Annotated in this window: 21 protein-coding genes and 1 pseudogene; 13 read left to right on the top strand and 9 right to left on the bottom strand. The window is 67.3% G+C overall.

Annotated features, from left to right (window positions below; all coding sequences use genetic code 11):
• The 3 genes and pseudogenes from E1263_RS33920 to E1263_RS33930 form a co-directional block, all read left to right on the top strand.
• A pseudogene (locus E1263_RS33920) lies at window positions 1–274 on the top strand (PIG-L family deacetylase); the annotation flags it as partial.
• A gap of 88 nt (window positions 275–362) precedes the next feature.
• On the top strand, window positions 363–554 hold the full coding sequence (locus tag E1263_RS33925) for a hypothetical protein (RefSeq protein WP_132174945.1): 192 nt from the start codon (window positions 363–365) through the stop codon (window positions 552–554).
• Between the two features lie 406 nt (window positions 555–960).
• Window positions 961–2,850: a DUF222 domain-containing protein gene (locus tag E1263_RS33930; protein ID WP_132174947.1), complete on the top strand. Its 1,890-nt coding sequence runs from the start codon at window positions 961–963 to the stop codon at window positions 2,848–2,850.
• Window positions 2,851–2,919: 69 nt separating this feature from the next.
• Here the strand turns inward: E1263_RS33930 and E1263_RS33935 are convergent, their stop codons facing one another.
• The 5 genes from E1263_RS33935 to mce all read right to left on the bottom strand — a co-directional run bounded on the left by E1263_RS33935 (window position 2,920) and on the right by mce (window position 8,961).
• Window positions 2,920–4,272, bottom strand: a complete 1,353-nt coding sequence (locus tag E1263_RS33935) for an AI-2E family transporter (protein ID WP_132174949.1) — start codon at window positions 4,270–4,272, stop codon at window positions 2,920–2,922.
• Window positions 4,269–5,921 (bottom strand): coiled-coil domain-containing protein, encoded by a 1,653-nt coding sequence (locus E1263_RS33940; RefSeq protein WP_132174951.1) that lies wholly within the window; start codon window positions 5,919–5,921, stop codon window positions 4,269–4,271. Before E1263_RS33940 ends, E1263_RS33935 begins: the two co-directional genes overlap by 4 nt.
• Before the next feature lie 128 nt (window positions 5,922–6,049).
• Window positions 6,050–7,381 carry a crotonyl-CoA carboxylase/reductase gene (gene ccrA / locus E1263_RS33945; RefSeq protein WP_132174953.1) on the bottom strand — a complete coding sequence of 444 codons (1,332 nt, stop codon included), beginning with the start codon at window positions 7,379–7,381 and terminating at the stop codon, window positions 6,050–6,052.
• Window positions 7,382–7,528: 147 nt separating this feature from the next.
• The gene (locus tag E1263_RS33950; protein ID WP_132174955.1) at window positions 7,529–8,425 is read right to left on the bottom strand and encodes a sensor histidine kinase; all 897 of its coding nucleotides are present in this window, start codon (window positions 8,423–8,425) and stop codon (window positions 7,529–7,531) included.
• Between the two features lie 104 nt (window positions 8,426–8,529).
• Complete coding sequence (gene mce, locus E1263_RS33955; protein WP_132174957.1) at window positions 8,530–8,961, bottom strand: methylmalonyl-CoA epimerase; 432 nt, start codon at window positions 8,959–8,961, stop codon at window positions 8,530–8,532.
• Between the two features lie 93 nt (window positions 8,962–9,054).
• Between mce and E1263_RS33960 the strand changes: the two genes are divergently transcribed.
• The 4 genes from E1263_RS33960 to E1263_RS33970 all read left to right on the top strand — a co-directional run bounded on the left by E1263_RS33960 (window position 9,055) and on the right by E1263_RS33970 (window position 12,501).
• Window positions 9,055–10,248 (top strand): acetyl-CoA C-acetyltransferase, encoded by a 1,194-nt coding sequence (locus E1263_RS33960; RefSeq protein ID WP_132174959.1) that lies wholly within the window; start codon window positions 9,055–9,057, stop codon window positions 10,246–10,248.
• Between the two features lie 16 nt (window positions 10,249–10,264).
• A complete protein-coding gene (meaB, locus tag E1263_RS33965; RefSeq protein ID WP_132174961.1) occupies window positions 10,265–11,221 on the top strand; it encodes a methylmalonyl Co-A mutase-associated GTPase MeaB in 957 nt (318 codons plus the stop codon).
• A gap of 297 nt (window positions 11,222–11,518) precedes the next feature.
• The gene (locus E1263_RS42945) at window positions 11,519–11,677 is read left to right on the top strand and encodes a hypothetical protein (RefSeq protein ID WP_165956841.1); all 159 of its coding nucleotides are present in this window, start codon (window positions 11,519–11,521) and stop codon (window positions 11,675–11,677) included.
• A 113-nt stretch (window positions 11,678–11,790) separates the two neighbouring features.
• On the top strand, window positions 11,791–12,501 hold the full coding sequence (locus tag E1263_RS33970; protein WP_132174963.1) for a PH domain-containing protein: 711 nt from the start codon (window positions 11,791–11,793) through the stop codon (window positions 12,499–12,501).
• 33 nt (window positions 12,502–12,534) lie between these two features.
• On the opposite strand, the gene E1263_RS33975 is transcribed toward E1263_RS33970, so the two are convergent.
• Together E1263_RS33975 and E1263_RS33980 are read right to left on the bottom strand one after the other, a co-directional pair.
• Window positions 12,535–13,275: a maleylpyruvate isomerase family mycothiol-dependent enzyme gene (locus E1263_RS33975; RefSeq protein WP_132174965.1), complete on the bottom strand. Its 741-nt coding sequence runs from the start codon at window positions 13,273–13,275 to the stop codon at window positions 12,535–12,537.
• 76 nt (window positions 13,276–13,351) lie between these two features.
• A complete protein-coding gene (locus E1263_RS33980; RefSeq protein ID WP_132174967.1) occupies window positions 13,352–13,798 on the bottom strand; it encodes a DUF4231 domain-containing protein in 447 nt (148 codons plus the stop codon).
• Between the two features lie 33 nt (window positions 13,799–13,831).
• Between E1263_RS33980 and E1263_RS33985 the strand changes: the two genes are divergently transcribed.
• The 4 genes from E1263_RS33985 to E1263_RS34000 all read left to right on the top strand — a co-directional run bounded on the left by E1263_RS33985 (window position 13,832) and on the right by E1263_RS34000 (window position 18,845).
• Window positions 13,832–14,335: a MarR family winged helix-turn-helix transcriptional regulator gene (locus E1263_RS33985; protein WP_132174969.1), complete on the top strand. Its 504-nt coding sequence runs from the start codon at window positions 13,832–13,834 to the stop codon at window positions 14,333–14,335.
• An 86-nt stretch (window positions 14,336–14,421) separates the two neighbouring features.
• Window positions 14,422–16,095 (top strand): coenzyme B12-dependent isobutyryl-CoA mutase large subunit, encoded by a 1,674-nt coding sequence (locus E1263_RS33990; protein WP_132174971.1) that lies wholly within the window; start codon window positions 14,422–14,424, stop codon window positions 16,093–16,095.
• 94 nt (window positions 16,096–16,189) lie between these two features.
• The gene (locus E1263_RS33995) at window positions 16,190–17,824 is read left to right on the top strand and encodes an NAD-binding protein (protein ID WP_420323402.1); all 1,635 of its coding nucleotides are present in this window, start codon (window positions 16,190–16,192) and stop codon (window positions 17,822–17,824) included.
• 76 nt (window positions 17,825–17,900) lie between these two features.
• A complete protein-coding gene (locus E1263_RS34000) occupies window positions 17,901–18,845 on the top strand; it encodes a tetratricopeptide repeat protein (protein WP_132174975.1) in 945 nt (314 codons plus the stop codon).
• A 4-nt stretch (window positions 18,846–18,849) separates the two neighbouring features.
• Here the strand turns inward: E1263_RS34000 and E1263_RS34005 are convergent, their stop codons facing one another.
• Window positions 18,850–19,296 carry a MarR family winged helix-turn-helix transcriptional regulator gene (locus E1263_RS34005; RefSeq protein ID WP_202869183.1) on the bottom strand — a complete coding sequence of 149 codons (447 nt, stop codon included), beginning with the start codon at window positions 19,294–19,296 and terminating at the stop codon, window positions 18,850–18,852.
• A gap of 99 nt (window positions 19,297–19,395) precedes the next feature.
• On the opposite strand from E1263_RS34005, the gene E1263_RS34010 reads away from it, so the two are divergent.
• The gene (locus tag E1263_RS34010) at window positions 19,396–20,373 is read left to right on the top strand and encodes a hypothetical protein (protein WP_132174977.1); all 978 of its coding nucleotides are present in this window, start codon (window positions 19,396–19,398) and stop codon (window positions 20,371–20,373) included.
• Here the strand turns inward: E1263_RS34010 and E1263_RS34015 are convergent.
• Window positions 20,370–21,929 carry a DUF5722 domain-containing protein gene (locus tag E1263_RS34015; protein ID WP_202869184.1) on the bottom strand — a complete coding sequence of 520 codons (1,560 nt, stop codon included), beginning with the start codon at window positions 21,927–21,929 and terminating at the stop codon, window positions 20,370–20,372. The genes E1263_RS34010 and E1263_RS34015 overlap by 4 nt on opposite strands.
• A gap of 119 nt (window positions 21,930–22,048) precedes the next feature.
• Here E1263_RS34015 and E1263_RS34020 point away from each other — a divergent pair, with 119 nt between their 5' ends.
• On the top strand, window positions 22,049–22,930 hold the full coding sequence (locus tag E1263_RS34020; RefSeq protein WP_132174979.1) for a MurR/RpiR family transcriptional regulator: 882 nt from the start codon (window positions 22,049–22,051) through the stop codon (window positions 22,928–22,930).
• Window positions 22,931–22,944 lie beyond the last annotated feature (14 nt).

Raw genomic sequence — 22,944 nt, forward strand, 5'->3', positions numbered from 1 at the left:
GCGCCACCCCGTCCGCACCCTCCTGCACACCGAGAACTGGCAAGACATGGACGGCTTCCACCCCACCTTGTATGTCCCCATCCCCGACGAAGCCTTCTACCGCTGGATCTCCGCCATTCGCCATCAACCTTTCGCCCGCGGCGAACACGGCTTCCGCCACATCGACTACTACACAGCCCTTCTCACCACCCGAGGCTGCCTAGCCGGCTATCCCCGAGCCGCCGCGTTCTCTTCGGCGCCGACTCCGGAGCTCACCAAACTCCCTGCTCCGTAAAGCCAATGTTCTGCAGGTTGCTGCAGAATTTGTCATTCTTGTGCCCCGCCTCCGATGAAGCAGGCATCATCCGCTACGGAGGATCCACATGGCTAACGATGATCTGAATCGGAGAATCCGCGCACAGAAGCCCCGGTTTGTGGCGGTGGCGGCTGTGGTGGTGATCGTGGTGGTCGGTGGTGTGGTCGGCGTCCGGGCGCTGCGATCGGGCGACGACTTCTCGGCGCGGCCGTCGAACGGAAAACCGAAGTCATCCAGCAGGGTTATGCGTACGACGTGACCAAGCTGCCGGTCGTGATTGCGAACGCCAGCACGGTCTTCTCCGGCAAGGTGCTCGCGGTCACCGCGCGGGACGAGTCGGGTGGCTGGACCACGGGCAGCGTGGCTATGTCGACGGATCAGGTACCACCCACATCCTCGACAAACAGCTGCAGACCCAGGTCGACGCCTTCGACCACATCTAGAACACCAAACGCCCCCATCAAGGACTACCGGCCGCATCACACCCCTCACCGCCGGCAGATCACCGCGACGACCGAGGCGCCTCACCCCAACCATCGCCGATGTCCTGACGCACCAACTGTCACCGCTGTCCTGACATAGAACGTCGCTGCTGTCCTGTGGCATCACACTCAGAGCAACCTGCCCGATTTGGATCAATCGAACGGGTGTTCTAATATTGCTCCATGGAAACCCGATCGATCTGCCTTTCGGACGAGGAGCTGCTCGCCGGCTATCTCGCCGGGCAGCCCGATCTCGATCCGCTGCCCGAGCAATGGCCCGATGCGCCGGACTCGCCACCGCCAGACGATCTGTACGACCCGGATGACCCTGACCGGCCGATGGTTCTGAGTCTGGAGGACCTGCTCGACGTCCCGTTCCAGGCGAACAAGGTGGACGAGCTCGAGTGGGAGCTCTGGGCCGGCGTTGATCAGGATGAGGCGGAGCTGGAGATGCTGCGCCGTACCGCACCAGCTTGGGTTTTCCTGCCCCCGGGTGGTGAGCTCGCCGCGGCATTGGAGCCGGTGCAGCCGCAGGCACAGACACCGACCGCACTGATCGAGCTGATGAAGGCAGCGGCCAGGATGGCTTCCTGGGCCGAATCGATCAAGGCTGCTGCAATGGCGTCGTTCTTCCGGCAGCGCAAGGCCCAGTACGCCGAGATGCCGCGGCCGGCCCAAGTCGATTCGACCGGTCGTCCCGTGGACCCAGAGCGGTCGTGGGCTGCTGAGGTCGGAGCCGCACTGCAGTTGTCGGCAGACACCGCCGTCCGGCATATCGAGACCGCGCTGCACCTGACAGGTCCGCTCGCTGCAACTCATACCGCGCTTCGGACCGGTGCATTGTCATGGTCGAGGGCATTAGCGATCTCGGAATCGACCCGGTCGTTGTCCGATAAGTCGGCGCAGGAGGTTGAGGCTCATGTGCTGCGACGTGCGTCGTCCCAGACCCACGCCAACCTGCGCAGGTCTCTGCGTCAGCAGGTCGCCAAACATGCCGCTGCGAAGCAAGCCGACGAGCACCGCGACGCCGTGCGCGAGCGCACCTGCAAGATCGTTCCTCTGGCCGGAGGCATGGCAGGTTTGTGGGTCGTTCACACGGCCGACAAGATCCAGCAGATCTGGGTTGTTGTCCAGGCGATGGCAGACCTTGCCAAGCGCGCCGCCAACGCCGAGCGCGCCAACGATGCCGAAGCAATCGCTCATGCTGCCCCCAGTGCTGACGCTGCCCCCAGGCCCGCTGCCGCTGATCCGGTCGATACGAACAGGACAACTGCCGACGACGCCGTGCGAAATGATGCTGTGGGCAATGATCTTGCCGATGCCGATGCCGATGCCGATGCCGATGCCGATGCCGATGCCGATGCCGATCCCAATGCCGGCGCCGATACGAGCAGCAAGTCCACGGGTCAGCAGCGAAAGCGCGAGCAGCGCACAGCAGAGCAGCGGCGAGCAGATGTAGTGGCCGATGTCTTCGAGCACATGCTCCACAACGGCCTCGACTGGCTCGGGCGACGACTGCCCGACCAGCACCGCAGACGTCCGCATATCGAGGTAGTCATCCCAGCGAGCACCTTGCTTGGTGTGGACGACGACCCCTGCGAGCTATCCGGCTACGGGCCCATCCCTGCCGATATGGGCCGTCGGATTGCCGAAGACGGCACCTGGCGGCGGCTCCTCACCGACCCCATCAACGGAGTCGTTCTGGAAGCCTCAACCACCAGACACGACCCCGGCTCGCTCGTCAGCGAGACCTTGCTCGCCCGACACCCGGTCTGCGCCTGGCCAGGCTGCAACCGTGCCTCACGGGAATGCGACCGCGACCACGGCACCCGGTTCGCAGTCTCCGGTACGACGAGTTTGGCCGGGCTGGCGCCGTACTGCGAGTACCACCACGTCATCAAGGACACCCCCGACTGGGGCTGGCAGACCGACAACCACCCAGACGGTTCGGTCACCCTGATCACGCCGACCGGTCACCGCTACACCACAGTCCCACCGGCCCGTGGTCCGATTCAGCGCAGCCGACCTCAGCCGGCTGTGCGAACCAGTTCCTCGGATCCGCCGCCGTTCTGACGGGCGAGGGAAATCTGACGGCAGGGAATCTGACGGCCGGGGACGAGTGATGCCCATCCCCGGCCTTGCTCAGGAAGCGTCGGCTTTGCGGACCCAGACTTCGCGGATGATCAGGAGGATGGCGGCGGCTGACGGGATGGCCAGGAGGGCGCCGACGACGCCGAGGAGGGCACCGCCCAGAAGGGCTGCGATGACGGTGACGGCGCCGGGGATGTCGACGGCTCGGCGCATGATGCGGGGGGCTACGACGTAGTTCTCGATCTGCTGGTAGACGATGCCGTAGATGAGGCAGGCAAGGCCTACCCAGAGGCCGTCGGTGAAGCCGATCAGGGCGACGACGACGACGCCGATCAGGCCACCGACCATCGGGATGAAGGCGGTGAACATGACGACGATCGCGAGGGCGACGGCGTACTCACGCAGGCCGACGATCTCCAGGAAGATGAACATGAAGACGCCGGCGCACAGGGCGACGGTGAACTGGCCGCTGACGTAGCCGCCGACGCGGGTGAGGACCTCGTCGCCGAGGATCGAGACGCGGTTGCGGCGGGTGCGGGGGACGAGGCTGTAGGCCGCGCGCTTCACGGTGGGGAGGGAGGCCAGGAAGTACAGGGTCAGGATGAGGATCGTGAAGGTGTTGAAGAGCGCGCCCGCGACGACCTTGCCGACGCCGAGGATGCCGCCGAACGCCTTCTGGGCGAGCGCCGGGTCCTGGATGTACTCCTGGGCCTTCTGGATGTAGTGATACTTCTCGTCGAGCCGGTCGAGCGTCTTCGACTTCTGCAGCAGATCGAGCCATTGCGGGGCGTTCTTGATCAGGCCGTCGATCTGGTCGGTGACGACCGGGACGATCGCGAAGCCGACGCCGGCCACGGCGAGGATCATCAGCAGGAAAACGACGGCGACCGACATGCCGCGCTTCAGGCCGCGGCGCATGAACCACTCGACCAGCGGGTTCAGGCCGACCGCGATGAACATCGAGACCACCAGCAGGATCAGCACCGACCGCGCGTGACCGAGGGCGTTCCACATCCCCCACGCGACCAGTACGCCGAGCGCCGCGAAGAACCCGAAGACGAACGGGTTCGATCGCTGGATCGGCGGGCCGGGACGGCCCATGCCCTCGTCAGGGTGCCGCTCGTCGATCAGGAGACCGGCAGCCAGTTCGTCGGACTCGTCCGACGCCGACGCTGCGGCAGCAGCCTGTACGGCGGCCAGTTCGGCCTTGGTCGCGGAGCCGTCGGCCTGGTCAGCCGAGTCGTCCGCCTCATCAGCGGATTCCTCGGCCTCGCCAGCGGATTTCTCTGCGTGCTCGGCCGCGGCTTCGGCGTGCGCGGCGGCCGCTTGAGCCTCGCGGGTGGCCGCGGCTAGCTCCTGCTCAGAGGGGGTCGCTGTCGAGTTGTCGTCGCCGGATGGCGTCACATCGTGTCCTTCGGGGATCGCGTCTTCTCGTCGTTCACCGAAGTCTGCGGCGCCGTGAGGTCATCCAGGCGGAACTCGTCGATCCTCGTCGAGTCGACCGGCTCGTCGTCGTCAGCAGCAGAAACAGCCGGCCCACCGGCGGACTTGCTGCTCAGCTTGTCGGCAAGCGCCGGGTCCACCCGCAGCCCCGAGTCGATCCGGGTCTCGTCGACCCGGGCCGGACCTGCGTCCGATCCCACGAACGGGCTCGAACCGGTGAACGGGCCAGCGTCATCAATCGCCGGCCCCGCGGCCGCCGTACCGGCGCCGAAAGCGTTGCCGGTGGTCGGCGGCTTCGGCGCGAACGGGCTGTCACCCGTGGACTCTTTCTCCGACGAGCTGAACGAGGACTCCGGCGAGCCGAACGGGCGCTCCGTGGAACGCGACGTACCGGTCGGTGCATAGCCGTCGGCCGACGGCGTGAAGCTGCTCGCGCCACCGTCAGGAGTCGACGAAGGGGCCGAAGAAGTCGAAGGAGAAGCCGGGGCCGGGGTCAGGCCGGCGGTGCTCGGGGACTCCGGACGGCTGAACGGATTCACGTACGGCGTGGCGGACGCGGTCTCGGAGTCGAGCTCGGCCGCCTGGCGGGCGATGTTGCTGGCGATCTCGTTCAGGCCGGCGATCTGGGTCAGGATGCCGTCGCGGCGCTTGGCGAGCCGCTCGGTCTCGCGGGCCACGATCGTGCGCGAACGCTCGGCCTCGTCGGCAGCGTTGGCCAGCTCGGACTCCGCGCGGGTGCGGGCCGTGCTCAGCACCTGCTCGGCCTCGCGGCGGGTCCGGCTCAGGGTCCGCTCGGCGGACTCCTCGGCCTCGGCGCGGATCTTGCGGGCCTGCTCGGTCGCCTCGGCCACCCGGCGCTCGGAGGCCTCGGCGGCCTCCTTCATCTGGGTGGTCAGGTTCTCGGTGTCGGCCGCGATCGCCTGGTGCTTGTCCGCCAGTTCCTTGGCCTGCTGCTCCCGCTCATCGGCCAGCCGGGCGCGCAGGGCGGCCGACTCGCGCTGGATCGCGGTGCGGATCTTCTCGGCCTCGTGCAGCGCGCCGTTCTTCAGCGTGCTGGACTGCGACTCCGCGGTGAGCGTCAGCTGCTCGGCCTTCCGGCGAGCAGCCGCGAGCACCTCGGAACCCTCGGTCTCCGCCGTACGACGCAACTCAGCCGCATCGCCTTCCGCCGTACGGCGAATGCTGTCGGACTCGTTGAGCGCAACCGTGCGGATGTCCTCCGCCTCCCGCTCGCCGGTGGCGCGCTGGGCAGCGGCCTCCTTGGTGGCAGTCGTCCGCAGCTCCTCGGCCTCGCGGCGAGCCTCCTCGAGCGCTTCCTGCGCCTGGTCCTGGGCGAGCCGCAGGATCTGCGCGGCCCGGTCACCCAGACCGGCGTACGACGGGTTGGCGCTGGCCTCTAGCTGGCGGCGGTTCTCCTCGAGCTGCCGTTGCAGCGGGGCAACGCTGCCCTGCAGCTCGTCGGCCCGCGTGCGGACCTCGACAAGCTGCATCTCCAGGGCGCGGACGTAATCGTCCACGGCTTGCTTGTCGTAGCCCTTTCGACTGACCGGGAATCCTCCGGCCGCGGTGGCAGTGCGGTCGAAGAACGGCAGGCTCGACTCGTCAGGCATTCCTGAGTTTCCCTTCAGGCGGCTCAAGCTGAATCCCCCACCTTAAGCCTGTCAGACGAGAGCCCCGACCAGCCAATCGGGCCCCGGACAGATGAACCGCTCAGCGATCGCGACTCAGCGATCGCGACTCAGCGATCGCGGAAGCGGTCGATCGCCTGCTGGTGCTTGGCGCGGAGCTCGGGGTCGCGGACGCCGAGGCCTTCGGTGGGCGCCAGGGTCAGTACGCCGACCTTGCCCTGGTGAAGGTTGTGGTGGACGTCGTACGCGGCCTGGGCGGTGTCCTCGAGGGAGTAGACGCGGCTGAGTGTCGGGTGCACCATGCCTTTGGCGATCAGGCGGTTGGCTTCCCAGGCTTCGCGGTAGTTGGCGAAGTGCGAGCCGACGATGCGCTTCAGGTTCATCCAGAGGTAGCGGTTGTCGTACTCGTGCATGTAGCCGGACGTCGAGGCGCAGGTGACGATCGTGCCGCCCTTGCGGGCGACGAACACCGAGGCGCCGAAGGTCTCGCGGCCGGGGTGCTCGAAGACGATGTCGGGGTCGTCGCCGCCGGTCAGTTCACGGATGCGGGCGCCGAGGCGCTTCCACTCCTTCGGGTCCTGGGTCGACGGGTCCTTCCAGAACTTGTAGCCCTCGGCGGAGCGGTCGATGATCAGCTCCGCGCCCATCGCGCGGCAGATCTCGGCCTTCTCGGGTGACGAGACCACGCAGACGGGGAGTGCGCCACCGTTCAGGGCGAACTGCGTCGCATACGACCCGAGGCCGCCAGACGCACCCCAGACCAGTACGACGTCGCCCTGCTTCATGTTCGCGCCGTTCGGCGAGACGAGCTGCCGGTACGCCGTACTGTTCACCAGCCCGGGGGATGCGGCCTCCTCCCACGTGAGGTGGGCGGGCTTCGGCATCAGCTGGTTGGACTTCACGAGCGCGATCTCGGCGAGGCCGCCGAAGTTGGTCTCGAAACCCCAGATCCGCTGCTCGGAGTCCATCATCGTGTCGTTGTGGCCGTCGGGTGATTCCAGCTCGACCGACAGGCAGTGCGCGACGACCTCGTCACCGGGCTTCCAGGCGTTCACGCCGGGACCGGTGCGCAGGACGACGCCGGCCAGGTCGGAGCCGACCACGTGGTACGGCAGGTCGTGGCGGGCGGTCAGCGGCGACAGCTTCCCGTACCGCTTGAGGAACGAGAACGTCGAGACCGGCTCGAAGATCGACGTCCAGACCGTGTTGTAGTTGATCGCGCTTGCCATCACCGCGACCAGCGCCTCGCCCGGGCCGAGCTCAGGCGTCGGGACATCGTCCAGATGCAGGCTCTTGCGCGGGTCCTTCTCCTTCGTCTCCAGACCCTCGAACATGTCCACGTCATCGGCATGCACGGTGATGCCGCGGTAGTGGTCGGGTACGTCGAGCCCGCCTACCGCCGCACTGTCGCCGGCGAGGATCGCATCGAGGATCTGCTTCACGTCGTACCTCCTGCAAGGAGCGGACTGGTGAGCGGACGTTACCGCTGAGTATGCCCCCGGGGCTGTGCGTTGTGACACAGTTCGGGGCCGGTGAGACCACCGTCACTTTTCCAGTCCACCGTTGTCAGTGGTCTTACCCCAAGCCCTTCAGCGCAGACGCGTGGACAGCCGGACCTGGGTGAAACCGTCGCCCGATCGCAGCTGGGCCAGATCGCAGAGCTGGTTGGCCAGCCAGACACCGCGGCCGCCGAGACCGTCCAGTGGCGGCATCACCCGGCCGACGAGCAGATTGTCGATCCGGCCGTGGTCGGCGACGTCGCAGATCAGCGAACCGTTCTCGATCCAGACCGACAGTGCGCCGCGGCCGCCGCCGAAGCGGATGCTGTTCGTGCAGATCTCGTGCAACGCCAGCCCGAGGTCGTCCATCCGGTCCCGCGACACCCCGTGCGACGACGCCTGCCCGTTCACCCACTTCCGGACGTCGCCGAGATCGGCCAGCCCGAACTCCCAGCGCTCAGCCCGATCCGGTACGTCGTTCAGCGGCGTACGGAAGGTTTTTTCGGCCAACGCCTCCGCGCCGGAGTGGTGGGCAGTCGGATCAATACCCGTGGTCGCGGCGAACGGACAGCACAGGCGAAACGCAGGATCATCGGCAAAAGCGAGATCCAGCAGACCCTCGTGGAGCAGAGACTCGTCGTACTCGGCCGCCGTGCGCCCTGGATAAACAGACTCGCTGAGACCGTAGAGGCGGCCCGACTGCTCAACCAGGTCACGCCAGAAAGGGATCAGCCGCGCCGGGTTGCGCCCCACCGCTGTCATATCGATAAAACGCACCCGTACCGCGGATTCTCCGAGGGCCTCGCGCAACATCGCGATGCGGTCCGGCGGGAGTACCGCCACGATCGCCGCATCCGTTGCCAGGCCGTCGTGAACGAACGGGGCCGACAGTCGCACGAACTCCTCGTCGTCGAAGTAGACGAAGGCATCGTGGTGGAAACCGGTCGGCGCACCGTCCAGAGAGTCGGTGGCGCTGTCCTTCAGCACTCCGACAGCGTAGTCCGCAAAATCCAACTTTGAAGGGGACAGAGCGTGCCGTCACCGACTGTCGGTCACCCGTAACACTGGGATCGTCAAGACAGCTGGGGTCCTCAGTGCTGCTTCTCGCCGACCGGCTCGACGAGCTCGACCAGGACGCCGCCGGCCGACTTCGGGTGGATGAAGTTCACCCGGGACCCGGCGGTACCCCGGCGCGGTTCGTCGTACAGGAGTTCGGCCCCGCGCGAGCGCAGGACGGCGGAGACCTGGTCGATGTCGCGGACCCGATAGGCCAGCTGCTGGATGCCCGGGCCGCGCTTGTCGAGGAACTTGGCGATCGGCGACGCATCCGACAGCGGTGCGAGCAACTGGATCGACGAGCCGGAGGTGCCGACCGAGAGCATCGCTTCGCGAACGCCTTGCTCCTCGTTGATCTCCTCGTGCGCGACCGTCATGCCGAACACGTCGACGTAGTGCTGCACGGCGGCGTCGAAGTCCGGGACTGCGATGCCGACGTGATCGATTGCCTCGAAGAGCTCGTCCATACGCGTAACCCTAAGACCGGGGCGTGGCCAGACGTCGTTCGTGTGACCCGTTCGACAGGCACGTACCAGTACTCCCGCAGGTATCGTGACGATATGTCTGACACGCGGAACCAAAGCGTCATCGTGGCCGGCGCGCGCACCCCGATCGGGAAGCTGCTGGGCGGTCTCAAGGGCTTCACCGGAGCCGAGCTCGGTGGGTTCGCGATCAAGGGTGCACTCGATAAGGCCGGGGTTGCCCCGGATCAGGTCGAGTACGTGATCATGGGCCAGGTACTGCAGGCCGGCGGCGGTCAGATCACCGCCCGCCAGGCGGCGGTCAAGGGCGGGATCCCGATGGGCGTCCCGGCCATCACCATCAACAAGGTCTGTCTGTCCGGCTTGAACGCGATCGCGCTCGCCGACCAACTGATCCGCGCCGGCGAGTACGACGTCGTCGTCGCCGGCGGGATGGAGTCGATGACGAACGCGCCGCATCTGCTGCCGAAGTCCCGTGAGGGCTTCAAGTACGGCGACACGACGCTCGTCGACTCGATGTCGTACGACGGGCTGTGGGACGCGTTCACCGACCGGCCGATGGGTGCGCTCACCGAGCAGGCCAACGGCGCCATGACCCGCCAGGAGCAGGACGAGTTCAGCGCTCGTTCGCACCAGCAGGCCGCGGCCGCGTGGAAGAACGGCGTCTTCGCCGACGAGGTCGTGCCGGTCGAGGTGCCGCAGCGCAAGGGTGACCCGGTCGTGATCGACAGCGACGAAGGCGTTCGCGGCGACACGTCGGCCGAGACGCTGGCCCGGTTGCGTCCGGCGTTCGGCAAGGAAGGCACGATCACGGCCGGTTCGGCTTCGCAGATCTCCGACGGCGGCTGCGCTGTGGTCGTGATGAGCAAGGCGAAGGCCGAGGAGCTGGGCCTGTCCTGGATCGCTGAGATCGGCGCCCACGGCTCGGTCGCCGGCCCGGACTCGACCCTGCAGAGCCAGCCGGCCAACGCCATCAAGAAGGCGTGCAGCAAGGAAGGCATCGAGGCGTCCGACCTCGACCTGATCGAGATCAACGAGGCGTTCGCTTCCGTCGGCATCGCGTCGACCAGCGAGCTCGGCGTCGACGCAGGCAAGGTCAACGTGAACGGCGGCGCGATCGCGCTCGGCCACCCGATCGGTATGTCGGGCGCTCGTCTGGTGCTGCACCTGGCGCTCGAGCTCGGTCGTCGTGGCGGCGGCGTTGGTGCGGCCGCGCTGTGTGGTGGCGGCGGTCAGGGCGACGCCCTGATTGTTCGCGTAGCACGGCGTTGATTTCGAGAGTGGAGTAATGCCTAGACGCACCCCGCCTGTAGCTGAGCTGGTCGACCGCGCCCGGGAGGGAGAATCCCGGGCCGTCGCCCGGCTGATCTCGCTGGTCGAGGACGAGTCGCCGATGCTGCGCGAGGTGATGGCTGCGCTCTCCCCGTACGCCGGTCATGCGCACATCGTCGGAATCACCGGCTCGCCGGGGGTCGGCAAATCCACGTCCACGTCGGCGCTGGTGACGGCGTACCGGGGGACTGGGAAGCGGGTGGCCGTCCTGGCGGTCGACCCGTCATCGCCGTTCTCCGGTGGGGCACTGCTGGGCGATCGCGTGCGGATGCAGGACCACGCCCTGGACAAGGGCGTTTACATCCGGTCGATGGCGTCTCGTGGGCACCTGGGCGGGCTGTCGTGGTCGACGCCGCAGGCGTTGCGGGTGCTGGATGCGGCCGGGTTCGACGTGGTGTTCGTGGAGACGGTCGGGGTCGGGCAGTCCGAGGTTGAGATCGCCGGGATGGCCGACACCACGATCGTGCTGCTGGCGCCGGGGATGGGCGACGGGATCCAGGCGGCCAAGGCCGGGATCCTCGAGGTCGGTGACCTGTACGTGGTCAACAAGGCCGACCGGGACGGCGTCCAGAACGTCACCCGCGACCTGCGGAACATGCTGGCGCTGGCCGAGCGGGCCGAGGGCGCGTGGGTGCCGCCGATCCTGAAGACGGTGGCGTCGCGCAACGAGGGCATCGACGAGGTCGTCACGGCGATCGAGGACCGGCTGACCTGGATGCGCGGCAACGGCGTCCTGGACGACCGGCGGCGATCCCGGGCCCGCGACGAGATCGAGGCGATCGCGATGACGACGTTGCGGGCGCGGTTCGCGCATCTGCATGGGGACGCGCGGCTCGACGTACTGGCTGCGAAGGTCGCCGAAGGGAACACCGATCCGTACAGCGCGGCCGACGAACTGATTGCTGCGCTGTGATTTAGGTCTCCCTACTGCGACATTCCAACAGCTTTTGTCACACCGTGTAATCGGGGTCGAGACTGAGGGTTACTGTCCCGTATTCGGGCAAATGTGCCACTATTCGGTCACTGTGTGCGATTCACGTCTCACGGCGGCGCGCCGACAGGTGCCATGCCCCCGGATCCGTTACACAATGGAGCTTGTAGCTGGTGAGCATTGTGCGGTGGGCTGTGTTCAGTCAGTGACAATTCGTGACGGTCCGTGATACAAACTCACAACACAGTCGACCCAGTGGTTGCAACGAGGAGTGGTGACATGCCGAAGAAGCTGTTGATCTGGGCTCTCATCGCCTTTGCTGGCTTCTATCTTTTCACGCAGCCGACGAACGCCGCGGACGCGGTGGGAGGCGCTTTCTCCGGCGTCGGCGATCTGTTCGGGAGCGTCATCACGTTCCTGACCGCGCTGTTCAACTGATCTCACGTATAAGTGTCCCGTAACGAGCGATCGTGCGGGACACTTGCCCTCTACGGGGCACACAGTGGGTCAGCTAGCGGGGTCACACAGACGCGTGACAGAGGAGTGAGCGGATGGCCGGAATTGGCCTGTTCCGGATGTTCGATCCGAAGGTGCGGCGGCACCTCATCTCGGACGAGGGCGAAGTCGTCATCGACGAGGTCCGGCAGCACTGGATCGTCTTCACGGTCCCGATGCTCGAGGTCGTGCTCGCGGCGGCGTTGCTGATCGCGATGGCGACCACACCGATCGGTGGGCAGCCGGTGCTGCTGGCGATCGTGCTGGTGCTGCTCACCCATGCCTTCTGGAACTTCCTGACCCATCACCGGGACCGGTTCGTGGTCACGAACATGCGGGTGATGCGGATCCGTGGCGTCTTCTCGCAGACCGTCGCGACCACCCCGATCGCGCGGGTCCTGGACATCACCCTGCAGAAGCCGATCATCGGCCGGATGCTCGGCTACGGGCACTTCGTCTTCGAGTCCGCCGCGCAGGATCAGGGTTTCCGCGAGATCAAGTGGGTCAGCCGGCCCGACGACCGCGACCTCACCATCCAGCGCGTCATCCAGCGGACCGGCCTGCGGGCCTCGGCGAGCGTCGATGTCGTGCAGAGCGACGAGGACTCCGACGACGACGGCACCGGCCCGATCGGGATGGACTCGGCCCAGGAGGTCACCACGACGACCTCGGCCCCGGTGCACCACTCGCGCCCGGCGCCGACCGCCGCGCCGTCCGCCTCGAAGTCGATCTTCAACAGCGACCGCGGGAACTGGACCGACGACTGAGCTGTTCGCTAGCACCTCGCCATCAGGACAGCCCTACTGAGTTGCTTCCGTGAGGCGCCCGCGAAACGCCTGTACGACGTCCGCGGCGCCGGCGATCTGGATGGCGTCATCGCTCGTGCGGCCCCATAGCCACAGGTAGACCGAGCCCGGGTCACCGAAGATCTCGGCGGCCGCTTCGCCCTCGGCGCCCTGAGTCACCGTGATGCTGGTGGCATCGGCAGCGATGGTCCACGACCGGCCCTCGGAGGTGATCCGCAGGGTCGCGTCGATCGGGAACTTGGTGTCGCCTTCCTCCCACCACGGCCCGGCGAGGCTGGGGAACAACAGTTCGTCGATCCCGTCCAGGGCAAGCTCGGCCGCGATCGGCGTCACCACGTCGTGCGCGAGCTCGGCGTCGACCCGGTGCACAACGGTCTCCATCGCCATCCGCCGGAACCAGAACGCCGACGTACTGTCGTTGGGGTTGAAGGTCCAGGTCTGCTTGGCAGTCCCGGCCTGCTCCAACGCAACCACGATCGCGGCCCGCGCCTCGTCGAACAGCTCAAGGGTGTCGCGCTCGTCGAGGCCCGCGGGCGGCCAGGGCTTCGGCAAGGCGCCGAGCCGAAGCACCTCGATCTTGTGCAGGTAGACCTGCGCGACATGCGCGACGACGGTCTCGACTGTCCACCCGGGGCAGCTCGGCACCGGCGCTTGCAGACCTAGCCGCGCCACCTCACCCAGACGGTCGGACTCGGCCTTGAGCTGTTCGAGGTAGTAATCCGCTGACAATCCCATGCGCAGACCCTGCCAGATCCCGCCGACAGTTTTTGCTCGCCCCCGTTCACACCGTGCGAGCTCACACCGTGCGAGCTCACACCGTGCGGGCGCGGAGCGCGGCCTCCCAGTCCGAGGTTTCCTCTTCGCAGATCGCGACCACTCGTTCGGCGAGCAACTGCACGGGATCGGACGCTTCGGCGTACCGGCCGGCCTTGGCGGCGTACAGCCAGGCTTCGTTGCGCAACTGCTGCGCCGTGCGCGTCCACGTTGGATATGTGTCCTTGAATCCGAAGAGCGTCCGGAGTCCCTCGGACAGCGCGATCACCCCGCCGAGGACCGGCGCGAGCCAGCGTGGGGCGTCGACGGCGACCGAGATTGCGATCAGCACAGCGGCCACCACCTGCACCGATCCGAGGGACCGATACATGATCCGAGCCCGGGTTGCGTGCCGGAAATACCACTGGAACCGAAGCGTGATCAGAACCTCGGCGGGAGCGGCACCGCCGAGTTCCGGGAAGTCGTGGCTCTTGTGTGTCGTCATGGTGCTTCCAATTGTCGGGTTACTCTTCGGTTCATGGCGAGGAGACGGGCGTTGCCGTTCGATCCGATCGACGAGGCGTCGCGGCAGTGGGGTCAGCGCTGGGGTGCGGTCGAGCAGATGCGCGCGGTCACGTCGCTGATGCGGGCGCAGCAGATCGTGATCGGTGAGCTGGATGACATCCTCCGCAAGCACGGGCTGACGTTCGCGCGGTTCGAGGCGCTCGTGCTGCTGACGTTCTCGCGGCGCGGGTCGCTGCCGCTGGGGAAGATGGGCGAGCGGCTGCAGGTGCATCCGACCTCGGTGACGTCGATCGTGCGGCGGCTGGAGGCGGCCGGGCTGGTGCTGCGGATTCCGCATCCGGACGACGGCCGCGCGGTGCTGTGTGAGATCACCGCGGAGGGTCGCGAGCTGGTCGAGCAGGCGACGGCAGATCTGGTCGAGGCCGACTTTGCGCTCAAGGGGCTGACCGATGAGCAGCTCAAGATGCTGTGGTCGGTTCTGGAGCCGTTGCGGCAGAACGCCGGGGACTTCAGCTAACTCTGCTCACGAAGAGCTGGCAGACCTCACAAGAAACCGGCACCGCGCGGTTGGAATTAGTTGGACGTCCAAGTATTTTGGGTCACATGGACGCCGAGCAGATCGCCGCCGGCCGTAGCCGGTGGCAGCAGAGGTATGACGCCGCACGCAAGCGGAAGGCGGACTTCACGACGCTCTCCGGCACTGAGGTCGAGCCCGTCTACGGACCGCCCGAGGGCGCCACGGATCCGCGGATGGAGCGGATCGGCTGGCCCGGGGAGTTCCCGTTCACGCGTGGTCTGCATGCGACCGGGTTTCGCGGCAAGCCGTGGACGATCCGGCAGTTCGCCGGTTTCGGGAACGCAGAGCAGACCAACGAGCGCTACAAGATGATCCTGAACGGCGGCGGTGGCGGGCTGTCCGTCGCCTTCGACATGCCGACACTGATGGGCCGGGACTCCGACGATCCGAAGGCACTCGGCGAGGTCGGCCACTGCGGTGTCGCGATCGATTCGGCCGCCGACATGGATCGGCTGTTCAAGGGCATCCCGCTGGAGGACGTCACGACGTCGATGACGATCTCCGGCCCCGCCATCCCGGCCTTCGTGATGTATCTGGTCGCGGCCGAGCGGCAGGGCGCGGACATCTCCAAGCTCAACGGCACCCTGCAGACCGACATCTTCAAGGAGTACATCGCGCAGAAGGAGTGGCTGTTCCCGCCGGAGCCGCACCTGCGCCTGATCGGCGACCTGATGGAGTACTGCGCCGCGAACATCCCGGCGTACAAGCCGTTGAGCGTCTCCGGCTATCACATCCGGGAGGCGGGATCGACGGCCGGCCAGGAGCTCGCGTACACGCTCGCTGACGGCTTCGGGTACGTCGAACTGGGCCTTGACCGTGGTCTCGACGTCGACGTGTTCGCGCCCGGTCTGTCGTTCTTCTTCGACAGCCATCTGGACTTCTTCGAGGAGATCGCCAAGTTCCGCGCGAGCCGCCGGATCTGGGCCCGCTGGATGCGCGACGTGTACGGCGCCAAGACGGACAAGGCCCAGTGGCTGCGATTCCACACCCAGACAGCAGGCGTCTCGCTGACCGCCCAGCAGCCGACACTGAACGTCGTACGGACTGCTGTTGAAGCTCTCGCTGCGGTCCTCGGCGGGACGAATTCGCTGCACACCAATGCGCTCGACGAGACGCTGGCGCTGCCGAGCGACCAGTCGGCCGAGATCGCGCTGCGCACCCAGTCGGTGCTGATGGAGGAGATCGGCGTCACCAACGTCGCCGACCCGCTCGGCGGCTCCTGGTATGTCGAGGCGCTCACCGACAAGATCGAGGCCGAGGCCGAGGAGATCTTCGCGCGGATCAAGGAGCTGAGCCCGGACGGCACGATGACCGGCGGGATCCTGCGCGGGATCGAGGACGGCTGGTTCATGGCCGAGATCGCCGACGCGGCCTTCGAGTACCAGCAGAAGCTCGAGAAGGGCGAGAAGAAGATCGTCGGCGTGAACACCCACACCGAGACCGTTTCCGGCGGGCTGGAGATCCTCCGGGTCAGCCACGAGGTCGAGATCGAGCAGTGCCGGGTGCTTTCGGCGCGCAAGTCCGGACGCGACGAGGACCTGGTACGGCGTACGCTGGCGACTCTTGTCGAAGCGGCCAGGGGGACTGGCAACCTGATCGAGCCCATGCTGGAGGCGGCGCGTGCGGAGGCCACGATGGGGGAAATCTGTCACGTTCTTCGGGACGAGTGGGGCGAATACCGAGAGCCCGCCCGCTTCTGAAGAGGCACTGTCTTCGCAAGGAGGGCAGGCAGAGCCCGGTACGGCGAACCGCGTGCAGGCGGCGGCAGGTCCACCTGACGGTCGTGCTGTGGTGGTGTGCGGTTCGGACCGGACCATGCTGCGGGTCGTCACCGAGCTGGTGAGTTCGGGCGAGCAGGTCGTGGCGATCGTCAACCCGGCGTCGCGGCACTACGACCGGATCAGTGAGCTCGGCGCGCACGTGATGGGCGTCCGGGTGATCAGCGAGTCGCTGCTGCGCCGGGCCGGCATCGACGGCAAGGACGGCGGGGCGTCGACTGCGCGAGCACTGGTACTGCTGGACACCGATGACGTCCACAACGTGCACACCGCGCTGACTGCCCGCGACATGGATCCAGGCCTGCGGATCATCGTTCAGATGGTCAACCCGCGGCTGGGCAAGCAGATGTACAGCCTGCTCGGCGACTGCGTGGTCATCTCCGGTCCGTCGCTGGCTGCGCCTGCCTTCGTGGCGGATGCGCTGGAGGACGACGAGCTGACCTGGTTGGAGATCGGTGACCGGCGGCTGGTCGCCGGCCAGGCTGAGCTGATCCGTGAGCCCCACCTGACGGTGCTGGCCGACACGACCTCCTCCGCGACTCCGGTGCTGCTACCAGAGGTGAGCGCTGATCCGAGTGGCGACATCGTCCTCGGTACTGGGATTCGCACGGTCTGGAGGACTCGCGACGTACGGCGGGCTGGGTGGCTGATGGCCCTGAGCGACGTGCTGGATCGTCGGGTCCGGCGGATCGCTGCGGTGATGGCCATGCTGGTGATCGTCGGGACTGTGCTGACGCACTACATCGCCAAGATCGACTGGTTGCGTGCGCTCTACCTGGTCGCCGGTGCGGTGACCTCGGCCGGGATCGAGGACGACAAGTTCTCCGAGGCCGCGCCATGGGCCAAGGTGGCCGGAGTGATCGTGCAGCTGACCGGCATCGTGCTGGTGGCGCTGCTGACCGCGGTCATCGTCGACTCGCTGATCGGTGCGCGCCTGTCCCGGGTGATCGGTGGCGTCCGTGGTCGGCCACGCAACCATGTGGTCGTCTGCGGCCTCGGTACGGTCGGTGCGCGCGTGCTGGAGATCCTGTCCGAGCGCGGCGTCGCGGTGGTCGGTGTCGAGCACGACGAGGACGCACCCGGCGTACAGACTGCGCATCGGTTGCGGATCCCGGTGGTGATCGGTGACAGCAGCAATGAAGAGACGCTGCGGCAGGCCGGCGTGCAGCGCGCGCAGTCCGTGCTGGCGCTGACAGATGGCGACATCACCAACCTTGAGTCCGCCATGGTGGTCCGGGACCTCAATCCGGACGCCCGGATCACGATGCGGATGTTCGACCACGACCTGGCCCAGCGGGTCGAGCGGCGGCTCGGTCTGGGGCACAGTCGCTCGGTGTCGATGCTGGTAGCCCCGGCCATCGCGGCTGCGGCGGCGAACCGGCGCAGCCAGGTCACTGTGCCGGCCGGTCGGCGCGTGCTGCTGCTGACCGAGGTGGCGGTCGAGCCGGGCTCCGTTTCGGTCGGCCTGCGGCTCGGTGAGCTGGATGAGGCCGGTGGGCTCCGGGTGCTCGCTCACAAGCGTGACAGCGAGCCCTGGGACTGGACTCCGGCGTACGACCGGCCCCTGCGTGGTGGTGACCGGATCGCGGTCGCGGGGACGCGGAGCGGCCTGGCCCGACTACTCCTGGCTACCCGGGCGCCCAACGCTTGAGTAGCGTCGGAGAGGATAGACCTGTGAACGTACGCGGTGGGCGCCCTCTGGGCGCGAGCGGAATGCGAGGACAGTGGTGAGCCAGTCCAACTTCTCCCGTCCCGGGGCGATCGATCTGTCGGCCCTGCGTCGTCCGGCCGGAGCACCTGCTGGTGCCCCAGGGCCTGGCGCGGGTGCACCCAGTGGTGGCGCTGCGGGATCGTACGTGCTGAACGTCAGTGAGGCGACGTTCCAGAGCGACGTGATCGAGCGGTCCCTGCAGGTGCCGGTGGTCGTCGAGTTCTGGTCCCCGCGGGCCCAGGGCGCAGCCGAGCTCGGCGAGGTGCTGACCAAGCTCTCGACCGACTTCGCAGGCAAGTTCCTGCTGGCCCGGATCGACATCGACGCGAACCCGCAGCTGGCTCAAGCCGTCGGCGTGCAGTCCGTGCCGCTGGTGATCGCCGTACTGCGTGGTCAGGTCGTGCCGCTGTTCCAGGGCGCGCTCGGCGAGGCCGAGGCCCGGCAGTACCTCGACCAGCTGATGACGGTCGCCGTCGCGAACGGCGTCTCCGGCCGCGCTGAGCCGGTCGGACCGGCCGCGGCTGAGGCTCCGGTTGAGGAGGAGGACGCGCCGAACCCGCGCTACGCCAAGGCGGAGGATGCGGTCGGCGCCGGTGACCTCGATGGCGCGATCGCGGCGTACGAGGAGCTCATCAAGGAGACGCCGAACGACGCCGAGGCGAAGTCCGGTCTCGCGCGGGTGCAGCTCGTGAAGCGGACGCAGGAGGCTCCGGCCGACATCCGCACGCGCGCCGCCGACAACCCGGCCGATGTCGAGGCGCAGATGCTGGTCGCCGATGTCGACCTGATGGGCGGTCACATCGAGGACGCGTTCGCCCGCCTCATCAAGACGATCCAGACGACCGCGGGGGATGAGCGCAACGTCGTTCGCCTGCACCTGCTGGAGCTGTTCGACGTCGTCGGCGCCGAGGACGAGCGTGTCGGCAAGGCCCGTCGCCGGTTGATGGCTGCCTTGTTCTGAGGTTCTACCGATCCAGAATGGGATCGGTCGTGAGCGTTTCGGAAACCCGGGCGAGGAGCCCACGCAGTACGTCGAGCTCCTCGTCCGTGAACGCAGCGGCCAGCCGGCGCTCGACGCCGGTCGCTCGCTCGTCCGCCTGATCCAGCGCCTTCCGGCCGGCCGGAGTCGGGCGGGTCTCGATGACGTGCCGGTGCAGTGGGTGCGGCGTGCGCTCGATCAGCTCGGCCGCCTCCAGGTTGCGCAGGATCGTCGTCATCGTCTGCGGCGTCACCAGGCAACGCCGGGCCAGCTCAGCACCCGAGATCCCCGGCTGCTCGTCCAGCACGAATAGAGCGGCGTACTGCGGGACTGTCAGCCCGGCCGGCCGCACCGCAGCCGTCTTCGCGGCCTGCAGGTCTTGCTCGACCCGCTTCAGGTGACTACCGAGCCGTTGGTCGAAGGACATCCGCATCTCCCCATCGTACGAACTCTCTGCGGGATATATGCATTGACGAGCATCAGAGGTCTGATTAGTCTCTGTGTTCGTATCCGTCCGAGGGAAGGTTCTTCGATGTTGCGAATCACCGCGGCTGTTGCCGCAGTCCTGGCTCTGACCGCGCCGGCCGCCGCTCCGGCGAGCGCGCGCCCGGTGCCTACACCGTCGCCGGTTTCGGTGGTCGGCCACACTCCCGACCGCTACCCCGAGGGGATCGCCTGGGATCCGTCCCGGCGCGCTTTCCTGATCGGCTCGATCGCCACCGGCCGGATCTCGGTGGTCGGCCGCGACGGCGTTCCGCATCCGTACGGCGTCGCGCCGGGGATCTCCACCTTTGGGCTCCATGTCGATGCTCGGCGCAATCGCGTTCTTGCCACGTACGCCGATATTGGTTCGGGCGAGCGGTCGTCCGAGGCGACGGCGTACAAGCAGTCCGGGGTGGCTGTGTACGACCTGCGGAGCGGGCGGTTGCTGCAGCGGATCGACCTGAACACCAAGCGACTGAACCCGGTGGGCGGCAGGCATGGCGCCAACGATCTGGCGATCGATGCCGTGGGCAACGCCTATGTGGCCGACCCGGCGGGTGACGCGATCTACAAGATCGGTCGGTCGGGCCATGCGTCGGTGCTGGTCCGCGACGCTCGGCTGAAGAGCGACTCGATCGGGATGAACGGCATCGTCTGGGATCCGGCCGGCTTCCTGCTGGCGGTTCGCTATGACACCGGCGCTCTGCTCCGGATCACTCCGGCCGGTCGGATTTCAGAAGTTGCCGTAGGCAAGAAATTGATCGGTGGCGACGGGCTCGCAATGACGACGGATCGTCGGCTGGTTGCCGTCACCAACAAGCTGGGCGCTCCTGGTGTTGAGGAATTGACCGTGCTGTCCAGTGTGGACGGGTATCGGAGTGCTGTGGTGCGGTCGGTGCAGGCCTGGCCCGTCGCAGGTCCGACGACTGCTGCGGTGACCCCCGCCGGGATCTACGTGCTCAGCGGGGGCATCGACGTACTGCTGGCGGGTGGCTCGACCGATCAGTTCACGATTCGGCGCGGCTAGAAGGAGTGGCCCAGTAGCTGCTCGGTTCGCTGGCCTTCGCAGTTGGGGTCGGGGGAGACGAAGTGGTCGCCGTTCCCCGGGATGTAGCAGCGGTAGATGGGCGTGCTTCCGGGGGACGGCGCCGTACGGGCGTAGCCGACTGGGCCCAGCGGGCGGAGGCCTTCACAGCTGGAGTCGCGGGTCAGCAGGTTGTGGTTGCCGACCTGGCATTCGTAGAGCAGGACGGTGCCGGCGGCCGGTTCACGAAGCAGTCGCCAGGTGTTCTCGGCCGCGAATCCGCCGGGGAGCACGCGGGACGAGGCCCAGTGGCCGCGGCTCGGGTTGTAGCCGCGGGTCAAGGATGTGTAGGGCAACTTCTCGAAGCCGCAGCTGAGTTGGGGCGGGGTGAGGTCGCTGCGGTTGGCCAGGGCCCAGGTGGTCCAGGCCGGCTTGGCGGAGCCGTCGGTGTTGCGCAGCCCTAGTGCCAGCCCGGCACCGGTCTCATCGGGATGATCGACCAGTCGGTGGTAGACGAAGTTCGTGATGCCCGGCGTTCCGAGGACGTTGCGGAAGACGTTGCAGACGGCCGCCGCCTGCTTGGCCGGTGACGACGGCGCCAGCGAATTGACGCCGCTTTCGGTGAGCTGGACGTCCGTCGCGGCAGGGGTGTTCGGGAAAGTCTTCTGTAGCCAGCCGAGCAGGACGCCGACGTTGCCGTGGGTAACATGCGGGTAGTCGTCGGGTCCGACCACTTCACTGCGCAGGTCTTTCGCATACGGGTGGGCGGCGACCCGCCAGGTGCGCGAACCGACGCGGGCTGCGAGCCCTTGCAGTACTGACATTCCGGCCAGAGTCGCGTCACTCGCGGCGGGTCTTTCGAGTTCGCTGCCGAACTGGTGGTCGATCGAAGTCAGTACCTTCGCCGCCGATTGCGCCGCGACGATCCGGTCGTACGCCGCGTTGTAGTTCGCGGCGATCTCGTCGAGCCAGCGGGTCTTGTCGCACGTCGTGCCCTGACCGCAGCCGATGTCGAACCAGATGTTGCTGTTCACCTCGTTACCGATCACGAAGTCCGCGATCCGGCCGTGCCCGTGCAGACCGTCGTACCGCTGCGCGATCATGCCGGCGAAACGGCCGTAGTCGGCGGGATTGTTCGGTGTACAGAACTGCTCGAAGCCGGGCGCTGCGGGGGAGCAGGGTTTGCCGACGCGGGCCCACGCGGGGGTGCCGTAGACGACTGCGGTAACGATGACGCCGCGGTCGGTCCAGTCCTTGATCGCGGCATCGGTCTGCGCGTCGATGACGAAACAGCGGCCGTCGTACTCCTGCTCGTTCGCCGCACACGGCGTCGCCTTGCTGGCCGGCTCCCAGGTCTGCCAGATCAGGTTCATCGCAACGCCGCCGGTGTTGTTGCCGGCGATCTCCTGCGGGTTGGCCCAGAAGTCGGGCTGGATCGCCTTGATCCGGTACGCGTCCCGCGCGGGGTAGGGGAGGCCGGCCTGTGGCGCGGCGGACGACGGCACCGGTGACAACACAGTGACGAGGGCTGTCAGAGCAGCGACGAGACGGATCAGCATGGATCGACCTTGACGTGTGGTGACGAGTCTCGTCGAGCCTTGTCATCCCAACCGAATGTCCGAATCCGGCCACTGTGAACTAGTGCAATCGTGGTTGATCAATCTTGAGAATCATTTACATGACTGCTCTCGCTGCCACCGCACCGCCGAGTCTCGAAACCCGCATCCGTGGTCTGCTCCCCGTGCTCAGCCCCGCGCAGACCCGGATCGCGACTGAGGTCCTGCGTGATCCGGGCCGGGTCGCGTCGTCGACGATCGGTCAGCTTGCAGCGCGCTGCAGTACGTCGCTGCCGAGTGTGACGCGATTCTGCGTCTCCCTCGGTCTGTCCGGGTACGCCGAACTCCGGCTCGGGCTCGCGGCCGAGACCGGTCGCGGCAGCCCCAGCTGGGAACGCGGCACCGGCGCCGAGGTCGGCCCCGACGACTCACTCGACGACGTGCTGCGCACCTTGCTGCATGCCGACACCCGAGCGCTCGAAGACACCGTCGCCGCACTCGACGTCGACGCGCTTGGTCGCGCTGTACGGGCAATCTCCGACGCCCGCCGCATCGACCTGTACGCCGTCTCCGGCTCGGCCGCGGTCGCCGACGAACTGCGACTCCGCCTGCACCGAATCGGCCGCGGCGCCAACAGCTGGAGCGACGTCCACAACGCGTTGACCAGCGCTGCCTTGCTCGGCCCGGGTGATGTGGCGGTCGGCATCTCGCACAGCGGCGAAACCATCGAGGTCATCGAACCCCTCACCCGCGCCGCCGCCCAAGGCGTCACCACCGTTGCCCTAACCAACTACCCCCGGTCCCCACTGGCCCAGGCTGCCGACATCGTCCTCGTCACCGCTGCCCAGGACATCACCTTCCGCTCCGGTGCCCTGGCCGGCCGCCACGCCCAGATGATCGTGCTGGATGCCCTGTATTTGGGGGTCGCCCAACGCGACTACCCCCTGGCCTCCCAAGCCTTCGACGCCACCGCCGACGCAGTAGCCACCCACCGCCGCCCTTGATCGAGACCCCGCAG

The organism is Kribbella antibiotica, from assembly GCF_004349055.1.
Taxonomy (GTDB): Bacteria; Actinomycetota; Actinomycetes; order Propionibacteriales; family Kribbellaceae; genus Kribbella; species Kribbella antibiotica.